20 protein-coding genes and 1 tRNA gene are annotated in these 17,737 nt (G+C 61.9%); 19 read left to right on the top strand and 2 right to left on the bottom strand.

What is annotated here, in order from left to right; all coding sequences use genetic code 11:
- Positions 1-126: 126 nt before the first annotated feature.
- The 5 genes from HJ583_RS03650 to HJ583_RS03630 all read left to right on the top strand — a co-directional run bounded on the left by HJ583_RS03650 (position 127) and on the right by HJ583_RS03630 (position 3,930).
- Complete coding sequence (locus tag HJ583_RS03650; RefSeq protein WP_170020570.1) at positions 127-1,404, top strand: glutamate-5-semialdehyde dehydrogenase; 1,278 nt, start codon at positions 127-129, stop codon at positions 1,402-1,404.
- Positions 1,401-1,976 (top strand): chalcone isomerase family protein, encoded by a 576-nt coding sequence (locus HJ583_RS03645; protein ID WP_170020568.1) that lies wholly within the window; start codon positions 1,401-1,403, stop codon positions 1,974-1,976. Before HJ583_RS03650 ends, HJ583_RS03645 begins: the two co-directional genes overlap by 4 nt.
- A 1-nt stretch (position 1,977) precedes the next feature.
- Positions 1,978-2,448: a methylated-DNA--[protein]-cysteine S-methyltransferase gene (locus tag HJ583_RS03640; RefSeq protein WP_170020566.1), complete on the top strand. Its 471-nt coding sequence runs from the start codon at positions 1,978-1,980 to the stop codon at positions 2,446-2,448.
- The gene (xerD, locus tag HJ583_RS03635) at positions 2,449-3,345 is read left to right on the top strand and encodes a site-specific tyrosine recombinase XerD (protein ID WP_170020564.1); all 897 of its coding nucleotides are present in this window, start codon (positions 2,449-2,451) and stop codon (positions 3,343-3,345) included. It begins immediately after the preceding gene.
- A 210-nt stretch (positions 3,346-3,555) separates the two neighbouring features.
- Entirely contained in the window at positions 3,556-3,930 is a 375-nt protein-coding gene (locus HJ583_RS03630) for an H-NS histone family protein (RefSeq protein WP_101941487.1), read from the top strand.
- Positions 3,931-3,996: 66 nt separating this feature from the next.
- Here HJ583_RS03630 and HJ583_RS03625 read toward each other — a convergent pair whose 3' ends face one another.
- Positions 3,997-4,401, bottom strand: coding sequence for a dihydroneopterin aldolase (locus tag HJ583_RS03625; protein ID WP_101941488.1), 405 nt, complete (start codon positions 4,399-4,401; stop codon positions 3,997-3,999).
- A 33-nt stretch (positions 4,402-4,434) separates the two neighbouring features.
- Here HJ583_RS03625 and plsY point away from each other — a divergent pair, with 33 nt between their 5' ends.
- Positions 4,435-5,055 carry a glycerol-3-phosphate 1-O-acyltransferase PlsY gene (plsY, locus tag HJ583_RS03620; RefSeq protein ID WP_170020562.1) on the top strand — a complete coding sequence of 207 codons (621 nt, stop codon included), beginning with the start codon at positions 4,435-4,437 and terminating at the stop codon, positions 5,053-5,055.
- Here the strand turns inward: plsY and tsaD are convergent.
- Entirely contained in the window at positions 5,048-6,076 is a 1,029-nt protein-coding gene (gene tsaD, locus HJ583_RS03615) for a tRNA (adenosine(37)-N6)-threonylcarbamoyltransferase complex transferase subunit TsaD (RefSeq protein ID WP_235943693.1), read from the bottom strand. The genes plsY and tsaD overlap by 8 nt on opposite strands.
- Positions 6,077-6,191: 115 nt before the next feature.
- On the opposite strand from tsaD, the gene rpsU reads away from it, so the two are divergent.
- The 13 genes from rpsU to gspI all read left to right on the top strand — a co-directional run bounded on the left by rpsU (position 6,192) and on the right by gspI (position 17,735).
- Positions 6,192-6,404 carry a 30S ribosomal protein S21 gene (rpsU, locus tag HJ583_RS03610; protein WP_018607882.1) on the top strand — a complete coding sequence of 71 codons (213 nt, stop codon included), beginning with the start codon at positions 6,192-6,194 and terminating at the stop codon, positions 6,402-6,404.
- A gap of 115 nt (positions 6,405-6,519) precedes the next feature.
- Complete coding sequence (locus HJ583_RS03605; RefSeq protein ID WP_170020560.1) at positions 6,520-6,966, top strand: GatB/YqeY domain-containing protein; 447 nt, start codon at positions 6,520-6,522, stop codon at positions 6,964-6,966.
- 54 nt (positions 6,967-7,020) lie between these two features.
- Positions 7,021-8,814 carry a DNA primase gene (dnaG, locus tag HJ583_RS03600; RefSeq protein WP_170020558.1) on the top strand — a complete coding sequence of 598 codons (1,794 nt, stop codon included), beginning with the start codon at positions 7,021-7,023 and terminating at the stop codon, positions 8,812-8,814.
- Between the two features lie 54 nt (positions 8,815-8,868).
- Positions 8,869-10,836, top strand: a complete 1,968-nt coding sequence (gene rpoD, locus HJ583_RS03595) for an RNA polymerase sigma factor RpoD (RefSeq protein WP_101941492.1) — start codon at positions 8,869-8,871, stop codon at positions 10,834-10,836.
- 55 nt (positions 10,837-10,891) lie between these two features.
- Positions 10,892-10,970, top strand: a tRNA-Ile gene (locus tag HJ583_RS03590).
- A gap of 207 nt (positions 10,971-11,177) precedes the next feature.
- Positions 11,178-12,818 (top strand): pectate lyase family protein, encoded by a 1,641-nt coding sequence (locus HJ583_RS03585; RefSeq protein ID WP_170020556.1) that lies wholly within the window; start codon positions 11,178-11,180, stop codon positions 12,816-12,818.
- Between the two features lie 128 nt (positions 12,819-12,946).
- Positions 12,947-14,005 carry a type II secretion system protein GspL gene (gene gspL, locus HJ583_RS03580; protein WP_170020554.1) on the top strand — a complete coding sequence of 353 codons (1,059 nt, stop codon included), beginning with the start codon at positions 12,947-12,949 and terminating at the stop codon, positions 14,003-14,005.
- Entirely contained in the window at positions 14,002-14,487 is a 486-nt protein-coding gene (gene gspM, locus HJ583_RS03575) for a type II secretion system protein GspM (protein ID WP_170020552.1), read from the top strand. The genes gspL and gspM overlap by 4 nt, the downstream gene beginning before the upstream one ends.
- The gene (gene gspN, locus HJ583_RS03570) at positions 14,484-15,209 is read left to right on the top strand and encodes a type II secretion system protein N (protein WP_170020549.1); all 726 of its coding nucleotides are present in this window, start codon (positions 14,484-14,486) and stop codon (positions 15,207-15,209) included. Before gspM ends, gspN begins: the two co-directional genes overlap by 4 nt.
- Before the next feature lie 3 nt (positions 15,210-15,212).
- Positions 15,213-16,406: a type II secretion system inner membrane protein GspF gene (gene gspF / locus HJ583_RS03565; RefSeq protein WP_170020547.1), complete on the top strand. Its 1,194-nt coding sequence runs from the start codon at positions 15,213-15,215 to the stop codon at positions 16,404-16,406.
- A gap of 12 nt (positions 16,407-16,418) precedes the next feature.
- Entirely contained in the window at positions 16,419-16,850 is a 432-nt protein-coding gene (gene gspG / locus HJ583_RS03560) for a type II secretion system major pseudopilin GspG (RefSeq protein ID WP_101941498.1), read from the top strand.
- A 14-nt stretch (positions 16,851-16,864) separates the two neighbouring features.
- On the top strand, positions 16,865-17,356 hold the full coding sequence (locus tag HJ583_RS03555; RefSeq protein ID WP_101941499.1) for a GspH/FimT family pseudopilin: 492 nt from the start codon (positions 16,865-16,867) through the stop codon (positions 17,354-17,356).
- Positions 17,346-17,735, top strand: a complete 390-nt coding sequence (gspI, locus tag HJ583_RS03550) for a type II secretion system minor pseudopilin GspI (protein ID WP_170020545.1) — start codon at positions 17,346-17,348, stop codon at positions 17,733-17,735. The genes HJ583_RS03555 and gspI overlap by 11 nt, the downstream gene beginning before the upstream one ends.
- Positions 17,736-17,737 lie beyond the last annotated feature (2 nt).

Raw genomic sequence — 17,737 nt, 5'->3', positions numbered from 1 at the left:
GAGTGTGCGGGGCTGCCTGCCCCGGGTCAAGCCAGCGCACCCGCTTACCCCGCTGCCAGCTTTCAAAGATCAGGGTCGGGATGTTCTAATCCTTCTTTGCCCCTGCTTCACCCGGCTTTGACGATCATGAACATCCAGACCTACATGCAGGACCTCGGCCGTCAGGCCCGCGCTGCCTCGCGCCTGATGGCGGCCGCCTCCACCGAGGCCAAGAACACAGCCCTGTGCACCATCGCCGCGAAGATTCGCGCCCGCGCCGATGAGCTCCTCGCCGCCAATGCGCGCGACCTCGAACAGGCCCGCGCCGACGGCCTCGAGCCGGCCATGATCGACCGCCTCACGCTGACCGCCAAAGGCATCGAATCCATGGCCCAGGGTCTTGAGCAGATCGCCGCCCTGCCCGATCCGATCGGCGAGATCAGCAACATGAAGCGTCGCCCGTCCGGCATTCAGGTCGGCCACATGCGCGTGCCGCTGGGCGTGATCGGCATCATCTACGAAGCGCGGCCGAACGTGACTGCCGACGCCGCCGGCCTGTGCCTGAAGAGCGGCAACGCCGCCATCCTGCGTGGCGGCAAAGAAGCCCTGCACTGCAATCAGGCGATTGCCGCCTGCGTACGCGAAGGCCTCGAGGAGGCCGGCCTGCCGGCCACCGGCGTGCAAGTTGTGGAGACAACCGATCGCGCCGCTGTGGGCGAGCTGATCACCATGCCGGAATTCGTCGACGTGATCGTGCCGCGCGGCGGCAAGGGCCTGATCGAACGCATCAGCCGCGACGCGCGCGTACCGGTCATCAAGCATCTGGACGGCAACTGCCACGTCTATCTGGATGACGCAGCCGACGCCGCCAAGGCCCTGCCCATCGTCGAAAACAGCAAGACCCAGCGCTACGGCACCTGCAACACCGCCGAATCGCTGCTGGTAGCCCGCTCACGCGCCGCCGAACTGCTGCCGGCCGTGGGCGCGATGCTCGCCGGCAAGGGCGTGGAAATGCGCGCCTGTGCCGAATCACTGGCCATCCTGCGCAGCGCCAACATCGCTGGTGCAAAGCTGGTCGAAGCACAGGAATCAGACTGGAGCGAGGAATACCTCGCCCCGATCATCGCAGTGAAGATCGTCGCCGGGCTGGACGAGGCCATTGAGCACATCAACCGCTACAGCTCGATGCACACTGACAGCATCGTCAGCGAGAACTACACGCGTGCCATGCGCTTCCTGCGCGAAGTGGATTCCGCCTCGGTGATGGTGAATGCCTCGACGCGCTTTGCCGATGGTTTTGAATACGGACTGGGTGCCGAAATCGGCATTTCTACCGACAAGATCCACGCCCGCGGCCCGGTCGGCCTCGAAGGCCTCACGTCGCAGAAATGGATCGTGTTCGGCAATGGCGAGGTCCGCAAATGATCTGGCGGGCGGCACTCATCTCGCTCCTGCTCGCCTGCTCGTTGCAGGCGGGCGCAGTCGAGATCGGCGGCGCCCGCTTCGATGAACGGGCACTTCTTGGCGGCAGCGAACTGCAGCTCAATGGCGCCGGCCTGCGCACCAAGTTCATGCTCAAGATTTACGCGGTAGGACTCTACCTGCCAAACAAAGCCGCCACCCCGGCAGAAGTCTTTGCCAGCCGAGGCCCCCGCCGCATCCAGATCATCACCCTGCGCGAGCTGACTGCTGAGCAATTATCCGAAGCCCTGCTGGACTTCATGCGCCGCAACCAAAGTGATCTCGAATTGCAAAAGGTCCAGAGCCGTATCGACAGCCTGCAGCAAACCATGCTGGGCATCGGCAAAGTCCCCGCCAAAACCACTATCCGTCTCGATTACATTTCTGGCCAGGGCACTCGCGTGCTGGTAGGTGGTGAGCAAAAAGGAAACGATATTCCCGGTGAAGATTTCAATCAGGCCTTGCTGAAAATCTGGCTCGGCGAACATGTGCCGCAAGTTTCCGTGCGTGAGGCGCTGCTCGGGCAGCCCCAGTGAAATGACCCCGCTGAACGCCATTGCCCGGATTCCGGGGTGCGTGCTCGGGCTACGTCAGACAGCCAACGGCACGATCGAGGAAATCGTGTTCATGCCGCCGGAAACGCCCCTCGAGATCATCACCAATCCAGTCGCGGAATCCTTCTGTCTGCAATTGGAGCAATACCGCCAGAACCCGGCTCAACGCTTCAATCTACCAATACTCGCGCGCGGTACGATTTTCCAGCAGCGCGTCTGGCAGAGCATCCGCACTATTCCTGCAGGCCAAACCCTCAATTACGGAGAAATTGCGGTCCGCCTCGGATCCGCACCACGCGCCGTCGGCCAGGCCTGCGGCGCCAATCCCTTTCCGCTGGTGACACCCTGTCACCGCGTACTCGGAAAATCCGGCATGGGCGGTTTTTCTCATGCCACAGGCGGTTGGTTGCTCGATACCAAACGCTGGTTATTGCAGCATGAGGGCGCGCTGTAAATGACCAGCACCAATCACCCGGAGATTGACGCCTTCATTGACGATCTCTGGCTGCAGGACGGACTCGCCAAAAACACTCTCGAATCCTATCGCAGCGATCTGAAGCTTTTTGCCCAATGGCTGCAACAGCACACGCAACGGGAGCTCATTGAGGCGCAGAGCAGCGACCTGGCCGCTTATTTCAGCGAAATCTCTGCTCGCAGCAAACCCGCCACTCAGCGCCGGATCTTGTCCGTTCTGCGCCGTTTCTATCGCCAGCAATTGCAAAACCAGCGTATCGCCCGCGACCCCAGCCTCGATATCGGCACGCCCGCAACCGCCGAACGCTTCCCGAAAACACTCAGCGAAACCCAGGTCGAAGCCCTGCTTGCCGCGCCGGAAATAGCCTCGCCTTTCGGCCTGCGTGACCGCGCCATGATCGAAACGCTTTACGCCAGCGGCCTGCGCGTTTCCGAGCTGGTAAATCTAAAACTGTTTGAAATGGATTTACAGCAAGGCCTGGTCCGCATTACCGGCAAGGGCGCCAAGGAACGTCTGGTACCACTGGGTGAATGGGCCCTCGAATGGGTAAAGCGCTATCTCGCCGAAGCGCGTCCAGTGCTGTTGAAAGCGCCCTGCGACGATGTTTTCCTGACCCGTTTTGGCAGTGCCATGAGCCGCCAGATGTTCTGGAATACCATCAAACAGCACGCCTCGAATGCCGCGATCGACACCCACCTGATTTCTCCCCACACCCTGCGCCACGCCTTTGCTACCCATCTCCTCAATCATGGTGCCGACCTGCGCGTAGTTCAGCTATTACTGGGCCATGCCGATATTTCAACCACCCAGATTTACACCCACGTCGCGCGCGAGCGTCTGAAAAAAATGCATTCCGAACATCATCCGCGCGCCTGAAAATCACCCGGACTTCTGGGTGATTGCCCGGCTGAAAATAAGTTCAAACTGTAAACATATAAAAATGGATTTGCGCGAATAGAATTAATAGTGGCAAAATCTTCCGCACCCACAGGCAAGCAGCTTTTATTTCCGCTCTGCACATGCCTGTATTCAGAAGGCGCCCCGGCGCCACAAATTCCAGGCCTTACCGCGACAAAGGACATCGATATGCTGCTGACCAAATCCCAGCTCAACAAAGCCACTGACAAAGACCTCAGCCAGGCTGCCGAAGCCATCAAGGCCGAAATCACCAAGCGCGCCAGCAACTCCAAAGAAAAGGCCATGAAAGAGCTGAAGGCTGTTGCCGCCAAGCACGGCATTTCGCTGGACGCCCTGCTCGGCGGCAAGCCGGCCAAGGCCGGCGCGGCCCCCAAGGCACCGCGCGCCAAGAAGGCCGGCAAGGTCCGCGCCAAGGTTGCCGCCAAATACGCCAATCCGGCTGATGCTTCGCAAACCTGGACCGGCCGTGGCCGCAAGCCGCTGTGGGTGGCCGATGCCCTCGCTGCGGGTCAAAGCCTCGAATCGCTGACCATCAAGGCCTGATTTCCCAAGGCTGAAAAAAAGGCGACCCGCCCGGGTCGCCTTTTTTGTTTCTGTCTGATCGATTGCTCAACTCCGCGGCACACCCAGCGGACCTAACCCCCCTCCGCGCGGCGGTTCATCGCCATTTCGACCGCGTTCGATATATACCCCTACCCGACGCACATTTTTCATGACGCCCGGCTTGGAAATCGAAACGCGAACCCACGGCGCATTGAATTCTTCGAACATCAGCGCCACAACAAACTCACCCAGCGTTTCAAGCAGATTGAACTGACGCTCGGCCAGAACGGCGCGAATTCTCTCCACGACCTGATCGTAACCAATGGTATCCGCGATATCATCGCGCAGCGCTGCCGCATCCGGCACGCCGAAGGTCATGTTGATTTCCAGCGGCTGCGAAGCTGAACGCTCGCGCGGGAAAATCCCGACATTGGCATCCACCAGCATGCCTTCGATGAAAATAAAATCCATGTCCGAATATCCGGCCGCAAGGCCCTGAAGAAAATGCTGCTGATTCTACTCTCGCTACTCGCCGCCTACCTGATCGGCTCCATTCCCTTTGCCGTTGTCGTCAGCAAACTGATGGGGCTAGACGACCCCCGCAGTTTCGGTTCGGGCAATCCCGGCGCCACCAATGTACTGCGCAGCGGCAACAAGAAGGCTGCGCTCTTCACCCTGATCGGCGATGCCGCCAAAGGCGGTCTGGTAGTCTGGGGCGCACGCAGCTTCGGCCCGACACTTGGCCTGGATATATCCAGCACCGTTCTGATCGCCGTCGCCGTCTTTCTCGGCCACGTATTCTCGATCTTCCTGCGCGGCAAGGGTGGCAAGGGCGTTGCGACCGCTGCCGGCGTGCTGCTGGGCATTGACCTGCTGCTAGGCGGTGCGGTACTGCTGGCCTGGATTGCCACCGCCGCCGTCTCCCGCTACTCCTCGCTGGCGGCCGTCGTAGCGGCCATCGTCGCACCGGTGCTGACGCGCGCCATCACCGGCTCGGAAGAATGGACGGTCGGCGTAATGGCCATGGTGGTCGTACTGCTGTGGCGCCACAAGGCGAACATTGCCCGCCTGATCAAGGGCGAAGAAAGCAAGATCGGCAGCAAGAAACAAGGCGCGGCTAACTGATTTCGGCCAGTGGCCAGCGCGGGCGCACCGCAAACGCGCCCCCCGTGGCCGCAGCCGCCTTGCCGGCCTCGATGCGCATGGCACAGGCAAAGGCGATCATTGCGCCGTTATCCGAGCAGTACTCCAGCTCGGGGAAGAACACCTTGCCGCCACGCTTGCCGATTTCCCGCCGCAGACGCTCACGCAGACGCGAGTTGGCGCCCACGCCCCCCGCCACCACCAGCTGACTCAGGCCGGTCTGCGCAAGGGCTGCACGTGCTTTGGCGCACAGCACGTCCACCACGGCCTCCTGAAACTCGGCGGCCAGATCCGGAATCCGCTCTGGCGTGAAATCCGCCTTCTGGGTCGCCGTCAGCACTGCCGTCTTGAGTCCGCTGAAACTGAACATCAAATCGCCTGAGTTTTTCATCGGGCGCGGCAGCTTGAACTTGCCTGCCTCGCCCTGCCCAGCGAGTTTCGACAAAATCGGCCCGCCCGGGTAGGGCAAGCCCAGCAGTTTGGCCGTCTTGTCGAAAGCCTCACCGGCCGCGTCATCCACACTCTCGCCCAGCAAAGCGTAATCGCCGACTCCGCCCACGCGCATGAGCTGGGTATGCCCGCCCGACACCAGCAAAGCCACAAAAGGAAACGTCGGCGGCTCGCTCGACAGCATCGGCGAAAGTAGATGCCCTTCCAGGTGATGAATCGGGATCGCCGGGACATCAAGTGCCAGCGCCAGCGACTCCGCCACACTGGCGCCCACCAGCAAAGCTCCCGCCAGGCCGGGCCCGGTCGTGTAGCCGATGGCGTCCAGCTCGCTCAATTCGCGCCCTGCTGCCAGCATCGTCTCGCGGATCAGCGGCACGATGCGCCGCACATGGTCGCGCGAAGCCAGCTCTGGCACCACGCCGCCATAAGCCGCATGCATGTCGATCTGCGAAAAGACCCGGTGCGCCAGCAGGCCACGGCCGGTTTCAACCAGGCCGATGCCGGTTTCGTCGCAGGAAGTTTCAATACCGAGAACGAGTTGAGGCTTCATCATGACGCCGATTTTATCGCATCGCCGTCCCCGCCTCCGAACAAGGGGCTTGGAATTTTGCAAACTTGCAGATAAACTGGCGAGCTCTTCACATAGTCTGTCCAGCAAGGAACACAGAATGCCTGGTGTACGCGTCAAGGAAAACGAACCGTTTGAAGTCGCCATCCGCCGCTTCAAGCGCACCATCGAAAAGGCTGGCACGCTGACTGAACTGCGTGCTCGCGAGTCTTACGAAAAGCCCACGACTGAGCGCAAGCGCAAGAAGGCTGCGGCCGTCAAGCGTCTGCACAAGCGTCTGCGCAGCCAGACCCTGCCGCCGAAGCTCTACTGATCGGCATGCGTGCCGCTGCGGCACGCTCCAGCACGTCTGCATGAAGCAAAACCCGGAGCCCGCAAGGGTGGCCGGGTTTTTGTCTTGCCACCCCAAGAATTCAGCGGAGTTTGAGATGAGCCTCAAGGAACGTATCTCGGAAGACATGAAGGCCGCCATGCGTGCCAAGGAAACAGCCAAGCTGGGCGCCATCCGCCTACTCATGGCTGCCATGAAGCAGAAGGAAGTCGACGAGCGCGTCACGCTGGACGACACCGCAATCATTGCGATCGCCGACAAGCTCATCAAGCAGCGCCGCGATTCGGTAGCCCAGTACGAAGCTGCCAAGCGCGAAGATCTGGCCGAAATCGAGCGTGCAGAAATCGCCGTTCTCGCTGCCTACATGCCTGCCGCCCTTTCTGACACTGAAATCGATGCGGCCGTTGCAGCCGCGATCAGCCAGACCGGCGCAAGCGGCCCGGCCGACATGGGCAAGCTGATGGGCGTCCTCAAGCCGCAACTGGCCGGCCGCGCCGACATGACCGCCGTCTCAGCCAAGGTCAAGGCCGCACTGGCAAAATGACCCCCGGGCGAAGCGAAACTTCGCCCGCCCTCACCCCAAGCCTGAGCACCGCGAGTGATCCCCGAGTCTTTCATTCAGGATGTATTGGCCCGCACCGACATCGTCGACCTGATCGAGCGCTACGTGCCGCTCAAGAAGGGGGGCGCCAATTACATGGCTTGCTGCCCCTTCCACAACGAGAAGAGCCCCTCCTTCTCGGTCAGCCCGACCAAGCAGTTCTACCACTGCTTCGGCTGTGGCGCCCACGGCACGGCAGTCGGCTTCCTAATGGAATACTGCGGAATGTCCTTCCGCGACGCGATCAAGGACCTGGCGCAGCAATGTGGCCTCACGGTGCCGGAAGACGACGCGCCGCAGCAGGACCGCGCCCAGCTCAGCAGCCTGCTCGAAGCCACCACCCGCGCGGCGCGTTATTTTCGCGAACAACTACGGTACGCGCCGCAGGCCATTGAGTATCTCAAGCAGCGCGGCCTCACCGGCGAAATCGCCAAGGCTTTCGGTATTGGCTATGCGCCGGACGACTGGAACGGTTTGCGCAGCGCTTTCGGCAGCGACTACGACAGCCCCGCCCTGCTCGAAGCCGGCCTGGTGATCCAGAACGACGCCGGGCGCCGCTACGACCGCTTCCGCGACCGCGTAATGTTCCCCATCCTCGATCAGCGCGGCAACATCATCGGTTTTGGCGGCCGCGTACTCGGCCAGGGCGAGCCGAAATACCTGAACTCACCCGAAACCCCGCTGTTCGAAAAAGGCCGCGAACTCTACGGTCTTTTCCAGGCCCGCCAGGCCATCCGCGAGAGCGGCGTAGTCGTGGTCACCGAAGGCTACATGGATGTCGTGGCGCTGGCGCAATACGGCTTCGGCGCTGCCGTCGCTACCCTCGGCACAGCCACCACAGCCACCCACATCCAAAAACTGTTTCGCCAGTCCGAGAAGGTCGTGTTCTGCTTCGACGGCGACAAAGCCGGTCGCAAGGCTGCGCGCCGCGCGCTTGAGAACAGCCTCGACCAACTCGCCGACGACCGTGAAGTCCGCTTCCTGTTCCTGCCCACCGAACACGACCCCGACAGCTTCATCCGCGCCGAAGGCCTCGAAGCCTTCCACCGTGCCGTGCATGACGCGATGCCGCTCTCCGAATTCCTGCTACGCGAACTTCGCGGCGACCTGAACCTGGAAATCCCGGAAGAGCGTGCCAAGCTCGTCCACGAGGCCAAGGCGCTGATCCCGAAGATTTCAGCCCCCATCCTGCAGCTGCAAACCATCCGCCTGCTTGCGGACGACGCCGGCATGAGCAGCGAGGAAGTCTCCCACGCTCTCGGCATCAAGCCGCCCCCACGCAACAAAGTCGCTGCACGCCCACGCGCCGGGCGCAGTGCGCCAATAGGCCCCCAACGCCAACTGCTACGCCTGCTCTCGCAAAACCCCGAACTGCTCGACCGCCTGCCCGGCGATCTGCCCGAATTGCTCGGAGACAGCACGGAATGCGCCCTGATCCAGCTTTTCCGCGACGCACACGATCACGACCACTTCGGCCCAACTACCATTGCAGCCCTCTTCCAGAGCAGCCAGGACGACGCCCAACGCGCCCTCTTGCGCGAACTGCTCAACGCCCCAGAAGAGGACACTCCGCCAGCACGCGAAGATGCCACACACAACTCCAGCAAAGCGGCGCAAGCCGAACTGGACGGCCATATCGCCAACCTGCGTATCGCCATGATCGATCATGAATTCAACAGCCTGCGCCATCGTTTGGCCGAAGGAGAAGCACTCGAAACGGCCGAAATGCGCCGTTACGCAGAGCTTCCCACGCTAAAACAGCAGCTTAGATCTGGACAGAAGACCTCCTGATCGCCTAGAATTTACGGTTCTTCAGAATTAACCTGCCTTGCACCGAGGACCCTGATGGCCAAGGAAAAAGCAACACCTACGAGCAAAGATCTCCCTAAAGCCAAAGCAGCCCGGGGCAAGGAAAAAAGCAAGAACCTGCCGATCGACATTGCGCCTTCTGACAACACCGTAGACGCCGAAGTCCGCCGCACCCGCCTGAAAAACCTCATTGCCCTAGGCAAAGAGCGCGGCTACCTGACCTATGCGGAGATCAACGACCACCTGCCGGACGACCTTGTCGACGCCGAGCAGATCGAGTCGATCATCTCCACCTTCAACGACATGGGCATTCGCGTATTCGACGAAGCCCCTGCCGCTGAAGACCTGTTGCTGACCGATGGCGTGGCGCCGGCCTCCGTTGACGAAGCCGCCGAAGAAGAAGCCGAACAGGCGCTCTCTTCGGTCGACTCCGAATTTGGCCGCACCACCGACCCGGTGCGCATGTACATGCGTGAAATGGGCACCGTCGAGCTGCTCACCCGTGAAGGTGAAATCGAGATCGCCAAGCGCATTGAGGAAGGCCTCAAGCACATGGTGATCGCTATCTCGGCCTGCCCCTCGACCATGGCCGACATCCTCGGCATGGCCGACAAGGTCGCCAAGGACGAAATGCGCATCGACGAACTGGTCGATGGGCTGGTTGATCCGAACGCCACCGAAGCCGCGGCCGAAGCCCAGGAAGTCGAAGAAGACGAACTCGCTGAAGAAGAAGCCGACGACGAGGACGACGAAGACGCCGGCAACGCCGCCGCCAGCGCCTCCCTGCTGCAGCTCAAGACCGAAGCGCTGGTGCGCTTCGAGACCATCCGCGGGCTCGTCGAGAAGATGATGCCAGTGCTGATCAAGAAGGGTCCGCACGAAAAGACCGTCATCAAGCTCCACGAGCAGATCAGCGCCGAGCTGATGAATATCCGCTTCACCGCACGCCAGATCGAAAATCTGTGCGACGGCGTGCGTCACATGGTGGAAAACGTGCGCAAGCACGAACGCAAGATCCTCGACCTGTGCGTCGAGCGTTCAGGCATGAGCCGCCAGCACTTCATCAAGGTCTTCCCTGGCAACGAAACCAACCTTGACTGGCTCAAGAGCGAGATCAGCTCCGGTGCGCCCTACGCCACCACGCTGATGCGCATGCAGCCGGCGATTCTGGAAGAGCAGCAGAAGCTGATCGACCTGCAGGATCACATCCAGATCCCGCTCAAGGACCTGAAGGAAATCAACAAGCAGATGAGCACCGGCGAGGCCAAGATGCGCCGCGCCAAGCGCGAGATGACCGAGGCCAACCTGCGCCTCGTGATCTCCATCGCCAAGAAGTACACCAACCGCGGCCTGCAGTTCCTCGATCTGATCCAGGAAGGCAACATCGGCCTGATGAAGGCGGTGGACAAGTTCGAATACCGTCGCGGCTACAAATTCTCGACGTATGCGACCTGGTGGATCCGCCAAGCCATCACGCGTTCGATCGCCGATCAGGCCCGCACCATCCGTATCCCGGTGCACATGATCGAAACGATCAACAAGATGAACCGCATCTCGCGTCAGATCCTGCAGGAAACCGGCGCCGAGCCGGATCCGGCAACGCTGGCGATCAAGATGGAAATGCCGGAAGACAAGATCCGCAAGATCATGAAGATCGCCAAGGAACCGATCTCCATGGAAACGCCGATCGGTGACGACGACGACTCCCACCTGGGCGATTTCATCGAAGACACCGCCACCTTGGCTCCGGCCGAGGCTGCGCTGTACTCCTCGCTGAAGGACACCACCAAGGAAATCCTCGACTCGCTCACCCCGCGCGAAGCCAAGGTACTGCGCATGCGCTTCGGCATCGAAATGAACACGGACCACACGCTGGAAGAAGTCGGCAAGCAATTCGACGTCACCCGCGAGCGCATCCGCCAGATCGAAGCCAAGGCCTTGCGCAAGCTGCGTCACCCGAGCCGCTCCGAGAAGCTGCGCAGCTTCCTCGACGGCGAAGGCTGATCCGCACACCCGTTTCACTGCCGCACGGCCGCCCACGGGTGGCCGTGTACGCATCGGGCCTCTAGCTCATGCCTGGTTAGAGCAGCGGACTCATAATCCGTTGGTGCCGAGTTCGACTCTCGGGGGGCCCACCACTCCATTCACAGAAACCCCGCCAGCGATGCCGGGGTTTCTGCTTTTGTGCGCTCGCCGCAACAGTTTTGTTCCCGAAAACATCAAACAATGTTACCGGTCAACAAATTTCCTCTGGTTCTGACTATATTTGGCGACAAGTTCGGTGGGACGGTACTTCCCGTTGCCGACGCATATAACCAAAGACGTAGAACCAAAGGAGTTGCAGCATGCTTGTCCAGAAAAAACCCGGAATAGCCCTTTTGCTGGCCACCGCGGCCGCCCTTGTTGCCTGCGGTGGTGGAGGCGGTGGTGGCAGCTCATCCACTACAACCACGAGTTCGACAAGCAGTACTTCATCCAGCACAGCCGCATCCAGCGCATCAACAAGCAGCAATGCAAGCGCCACAGCCACCCTGGTCGGCTCGCTCGGCGCAACGGGCTGGGCCACTTACGGCACCGGCACCACCGGCGGCAACAGCGCCACTGCAGCCAAGACCTACACCGTCAGCACCCGCGCCCAGCTGATTCAGGCCCTCTATGGCAACAGCGCCACCATCAACGCTGACGGCAGCATCGCCAGCGGCAGCCTCGATAGCAGCGCAAAAATCATCTACGTTTCCGGCGAAATCAGCCTGAATACCAACAAGGCCGGCACTGAGCTGACCGCTGACGACTACCTGACCTACGCCAACGCAGCCAGCTCGACTTGCGCAAGCTATGGCTATACAACCACAGCAGCACTTTGGGCTGCATATTACGCAGCCTATACGCCCAGCGTGTGGGGCAATTCGACCGCGGTCAGCGGCACCCCGGAAAGCGCCCGCGTGTGCGCAGCCAATATCCAGAAGAAGGTCGTGCGCCTGTCGATCCCGTCCCATACTTCAATCATCGGCCTAGGCTCGAACGCCAAAATCGTACACGGCCAGCTTTTACTGGATGGCGGCTCCAGCACCTCGGTGGTATCCAACATTGTGATCCGCAACATCAGTTTCGAAGACGCCTTCGACTTCTTCCCGCAATGGGATCCGACCGATTCGACCACCGGGCGCTGGAATTCGGCCTATGACAACATTTCGGTCAACTATGCGACCAACGTCTGGATCGACCACAACACATTCTCGGACGGCAGCCGTATCGATCACGACTACCCGTCGGTATGGACCGACTCAGGCTGGACCGGCAGCGACTTCAAGGTTCAGCACCACGACGGCCTGCTGGATATCACCAAAGCGGCCAACTACGTGACTGCCTCATATAACCACTTCCATGATCACGACAAGTCGATGTTGATCGGCAGCACCGAAACGGCTAGCACCACAGCCGAAAACCCTTCGGTACTGAAAGTAACTTTGCATCACAACTATTTCCAGAACCTTAAGCAACGTCAGCCTCTGGTGCGTTACGGCGTAGTTCATCTGTTCAACAATTACTTCACGGGTGACATGAGCAGTTCGGCAAACTACCCATGGTCAGTGGCATGGTCACAAGCGCAAGGAGCAAAGCTTTACGTCGAGAACAACGTCGTTCAGCTGAGTAATGGCACCCCCACCGGCGCAAATGTGTACAAGGGATCGTCCGGCAGCAAGACTGCGGCCTGCGTGACAACGACCAGCACCAGCACCGAATACTGTTCAGCCTATGCTTGGCACGTTGGCAACATCCTCAATGAAAATGCACTCGATGCCGGCGGTGCCGTCACTGGTGTCACCACAACCAACGTTACAGTCAGCAGCACTCCTTGGTATGCCATCAACGCCACTACTGGCGCCCCCACAGCCAAGCCTTCCGACTTCTACACCTACACTCCGGAAGCCACCAGCAACCTGGCCACCACCATCCCGGCAAGCGCTGGCGCCGGCAAGCTCTGAGTCACCTGTTGCACGCTGAATGACACAGCCTCGCAGCCTTGCGAGGCTGTGTCATTTTCCGCAAAAGCAGGCAAAGCACAGCGCTTATCCCCCTATACTTCCGCCTTTCCGGCAAACACACGGCACGCATGACTGCTTCATTTGCTCTGTTGCGGGTTCACCTCCCGCCACAAGGTCTGACGGATGCCCCGCTCGACTGGCTCGGCCTGAATGGCTCGGGCCAGGCTCAGGCGCGTGGCACCACTTTGCTCGCGGACCTGCCCCCGTCAGACCGCCTGGAATTGATCCTGCCCGCCAGCCGGGTGGCGGCGCATCGTATCGAGTTGCCCGCACTCACCGGCAAGCATGAAGCGGCGCTGATTCGCCAGGCCCTTGAAGATCGTGCCCTCGGCGATCTGGCCGCCAGCGTGATCGTCAGCGGCGCACGTCAGGACAAACTGTTGTGCGTATGGGTCTGTGAGCGTGCCTGGCTGGAGCGTCAGCTGGCGAATTTTGCCAGCCTGCGCCAGGCCGATCTGCTGACCCCCGAACAAGCCCTGCTCGCCCCCGGCCAGCACGCCGAAACCCCATCGGGCTGGATTTTCCAGCGCGCCCCCGGCGAGTACGGTCTCCTGCCCTCACAGGACTTGCTGTTGTCCCTGTGCCCCGACTCCCAGGCCATCGACACCTTGCTGACGGCCCCGCCCATCAATCGCGTGAATCTGCTCGTCGGCCTGCCAGGCCTGCGCCGCGCTCAGGCCAGTTTTTCACTGGCTCAGCTCAAGCCGGCGCTGTGGCTGCTGATCGCGGCAGCGCTGATCTACCTGCTGGCCCAGGTTCTGGAATGGCGCCAGCTTGCTGCCCGCGAGGCCAACCTGCGCCAGTCCATCCGCCAGAACTTCGCGGCCGCCAATCCCGGTGTGCCGATCGTCGATCCGATCCTGCAATGGCGCCAGAGCCGTGGCCAGCCTGGCCAGCAAGGAGGGGATGCGCTCGATCAGCTGGCCCGGTTTGCGGCCCTGAGCGGGCTGAGCCTGAAGCCAGCCCGCATCGAATCAGAAGAGGGGCGCCTCAAACTCACCCTCACCACGACTGACGCGAACCAGCTCAAGCCAATCCTGCAAGGCAAGGGCATCAGTTTTGAGAGCCAGACCACCGACAAGGGGCTGGAACAACTGATCATCAAGATCGACAAGGGGCAGCCATGAAAGACCAGCTGATCCTCTGGCGCAATGCCGCCGAGCGCTACTGGCGCGCGCGCAATCGGCGCGAACAACTGGTCCTGATCATCGGTGGCATCGTGCTGCTGATCGCCCTGTATCTGCTGAGTCTTTTCAGCGTGCAGGGCCGCATCGAGTCCCTGCGCCGCCGACTGCCCGAGCTGGCCCTGAACAGCTTCGAGATCGCCGCCGGCAAGAACGCTGCGCCGGTAGCACCGACCAAGCGCGGTGAAGATCTGCGCAGTGAAGTGTTCCGCATCCTCGCCGAGCAGGGCGTGCAGGCCGAGCTGCGCGGACTGAGCGCAGAGCGCGTGGAAATGACGATGAACGCGCGCGCCGGCCAGAGCCTCATCAACAGTCTGAATGCCATCCGCCTCACCGCTGGCGCCCGTGTCACCAGCCTGCAGATCCGCACCCTGGAATCCGGAGAGCAGGCGGAAGCCACGGTGATTCTGGAGCGTCGCCGATGAAAAAGCCCCTGACCTGGATTCTCCTGGCGCTGGCGCTGAGCCTGCTCTTGCTGGTGGCCCGCTTCCCGGCCGGCCTCGCCGCACGCTTTTTACCGACGGATATCGCCTTGGCGGGGCTGGAGGGCAGTCTGTGGCAAGGCCGCGCCACCGCGCTCGGTTACAAGGGCATCGTGGCCCAGCAAAAGCTGGCCTGGCAATTCCAGCCCGGCGCCCTGTTCAAGGGGCAACTGGCCTGGGCACTGCAGAGCGAGCATGCCGGGCGCCCCGGCAAGCTGCGCGCCGTGCTCGGTTTTCGTGGCCCCGTGATAGAAGGCCTGGAGCTGAGCCTGCCACTGGAGCCGCTGACTCAGTTCAATCCGACGCTCGCCGGCGTGCGCCTGCGCGGCGATCTGTTCGTACAGAGCGAGCGCCTCACGCGCGGCGAACCGATCAACGTGAGCGGCCGCATCGAACGCGTCAGCTCAGCCATGGCAGGTGAAGTCACCTCGCTCGGCAGCTACCAGTTCCGCGTCACGGCGAATGCCGCCGGCGCCGGCGCCATCGAACTGAGCCATCTGAGCGGTACCCTGCACGCGCAGGGTGGTGGCAGTTTTGATCTGGCCAAGAACAAGGCCAAGCTGGACCTGCGCTTCAAACCGGAAGCCGACCTGCCTGGCCTATCGCCCGTGCTGGCCACCCTGCCGCGCGATGGCGACAGCTATCTGCTGAGCTATCCGCGCTGAGCCATGGCAGCCTTCAGCTACAAGGCTCTCGCGGCCGATCAGAAAACTATCCAGCGTGGCCGCATCGAGGCCGACTCGGCTCGTCATGCACGCAGCCTGCTGCGCGAGCAGGGGCTGGCCGTGCTCGATCTCCAAGAGGCCCGTGAAGCCAGCCGCAGCTTGCGCCTGGGCGGCGCCAGTCTGGCGACCCTGACCCGTCAGCTGGCCGGCCTGCTCGATGCCGGGCTGGCGATCGACGAAGCCCTCGCCGTGCTCGCCGAGCAATCCGAAAACAAGCGTGAGCAGACCTTGCTGGGCCTGATCCGCCACGACATCGCCTCGGGTGTTTCGCTCTCCGCCGCGCTGGCCCGGCATGAAAAAGTTTTTCCGCCCTTCTACCGTGCCCTGGTGCGTGCCGGTGAGGAGTCGGGCAAGCTGCCCGGCGTGCTGGCGCGCCTGGCGGACTATCTGGAGCGCCGCGAGGAGCTCAAATCGCGCCTCGCACTAGCCTTCATCTACCCAGCCATCGTGATCTTCGTGGCCACCGCAGTGATCGTCGGCATGCTGACCTGGGTCGTGCCGCAGATGGTGCAGGTCTTCCAGGGCGCCAAGCAGGTGCTGCCGCTGCCCACCCGCCTGCTATTGGGCATCAGCCACTTTCTGGGCAGCTGGGGCGGCTGGATCCTGTTGCTGCTGATCGTGGCCGTGGTGGCCTTCCTGCGCGCCATGAAAAAAGACGATTTCCGCCAGCGCGTGCATGCCTGGCGGCTCACCCTGCCCTGGTTCGGCAAACTCGAACGCAGTGCCGAAACCGTGCGCTTTGCCAGCACCCTGGCGATTCTCGCTGGCAGCGGCGTGCCAGTGCTCAGCGCGATGGCTGCGGCCAGCGGCGTGATGAGCAACCTGCCGCTCAAGCGTGCCGCCGAGCAAGCCGCCCGCCAGGTACGCGAAGGCATGTCGCTGGCGCGCGCGCTCGAAGCTGCGAAATCTTTCCCGCCTATCCTGGTGCATCTGGTGGCCAGCGGCGAAGCCACCGGGCGTCTGGACACCATGCTCGAACGCGCCGCAGCCGAGCAATCCTCTGGCCTGTCACGCAAGGTCGAAACCTTTTCCCAGTTGCTGGGCCCTGCCGTGGTGCTGGTGATGGGCGCAGTCGTATTGTTCATCGTGCTGGCAATCCTCTTGCCAGTGTTCGAAATGAATCAGCTGATCAAGTAGGAGACAGGCAACATGCAAGCTCGCAAGCGCAACACCGGCTTCACCCTGATCGAGATCCTCGTGGTGGTTTCGATTCTCGCCATCCTCGGCGCCCTGATCGTGCCGAAGATCATGGATCGACCCAGCGAAGCCAAGGTCGTCGCCGCCAAGCAGGACATCAACTCCATCGTGGCCGCGATGAAGCTCTACAAGCTCGACAACGGCCGCTATCCCACCCAGGGCCAGGGCCTCCAGGCGCTGGTCAGCAAGCCCAGTGGCGATCAGGTCCCCACCAACTGGAAAAGCGGCGGCTATCTGGAGCGCCTGCCCAAGGATCCTTGGGGCAATGACTACCTGTACCTGAACCCGGGCCTCAAGGGTGATATCGACGTGATGAGCTACGGTGCCGACGGCCAATCGGGCGGTGAAGGCTTCGACGCCGACATCAGCAACGCCACCCCCTGATTCCACGCAGCACCATGCGCCGCCCGGCCACAGGCTTTACCCTGCTCGAGTTGCTGGCCGTGATGGCCCTAGTGCTCATCGTGCTGGGCATTGCCGTGGTGCGTCTGGATGATTCGGGCGAGCGCATCACTCGCGGCCAGGCTGAAGAGCTGAGCATTCGCCTTGAAGCGGCACGCGATGAAGCCGTCTACAGCGCCCGCCCGGTGGCTTTTTCGAGTGATGGCGCAGGCTATCAGTTCTGGCTCGGCGACAGCGGGCGCAAGCAGTGGATGGCCATGCCGGCCACCAGCGATCTGCGCCCACAAGCCCTGCGCGGTGACGTGCACATCCTGAAGCAGCGGGTCAATGGCCGCGAAAGTCCGCTCGGCGAGCGCCTGGTGTTTGCCGCAGATGGCCTCTCCGAACCCTTCAGCCTGACCCTCGAGGGCGGCCAGGCCCGGGTACAGGTGATTGCCGATGCGCTCGGCCGCATCACAGTGGAAACGGTGCCCGACGATGCGCCCTGAAACCGGCTTGCGCCCCACCGGGGGCTTCACCCTGCTTGAGGTGGTGATTGCCCTGGCCATCATCAGCATTGCCCTGGCCGCCGCCATCCGGGCCAGTAGCTTCGGCGCTGAACGCGCCTGGGATCTGCAGCAACGCACGCTGGCCGGCTGGGTTGCCAGCAATGTGACGAATGAAGTCTTCGCCACCCGCAGCTTCCCCGAAATGGGGGCTGAGGAGGGCAAGGCCAGCCAGGGCAGGCATGAATTCATCTGGCGCCGCGAGATCGGCCCCACCCCGAACCTGAGTTTCCGGCGCATGGAAGTGAAGGTTTTTTCGGTTTCGAAACCCGAGGACGTGATGGCCCGCCAGATCAGCTACGTCGCCCGGGTAGGCAACTGAGC

The organism is Uliginosibacterium aquaticum, assembly GCF_012972705.2.
Taxonomy (GTDB): Bacteria; Pseudomonadota; Gammaproteobacteria; order Burkholderiales; family Rhodocyclaceae; genus Uliginosibacterium; species Uliginosibacterium aquaticum.
This window is presented reverse-complemented; position numbering and strand designations above follow the sequence as displayed.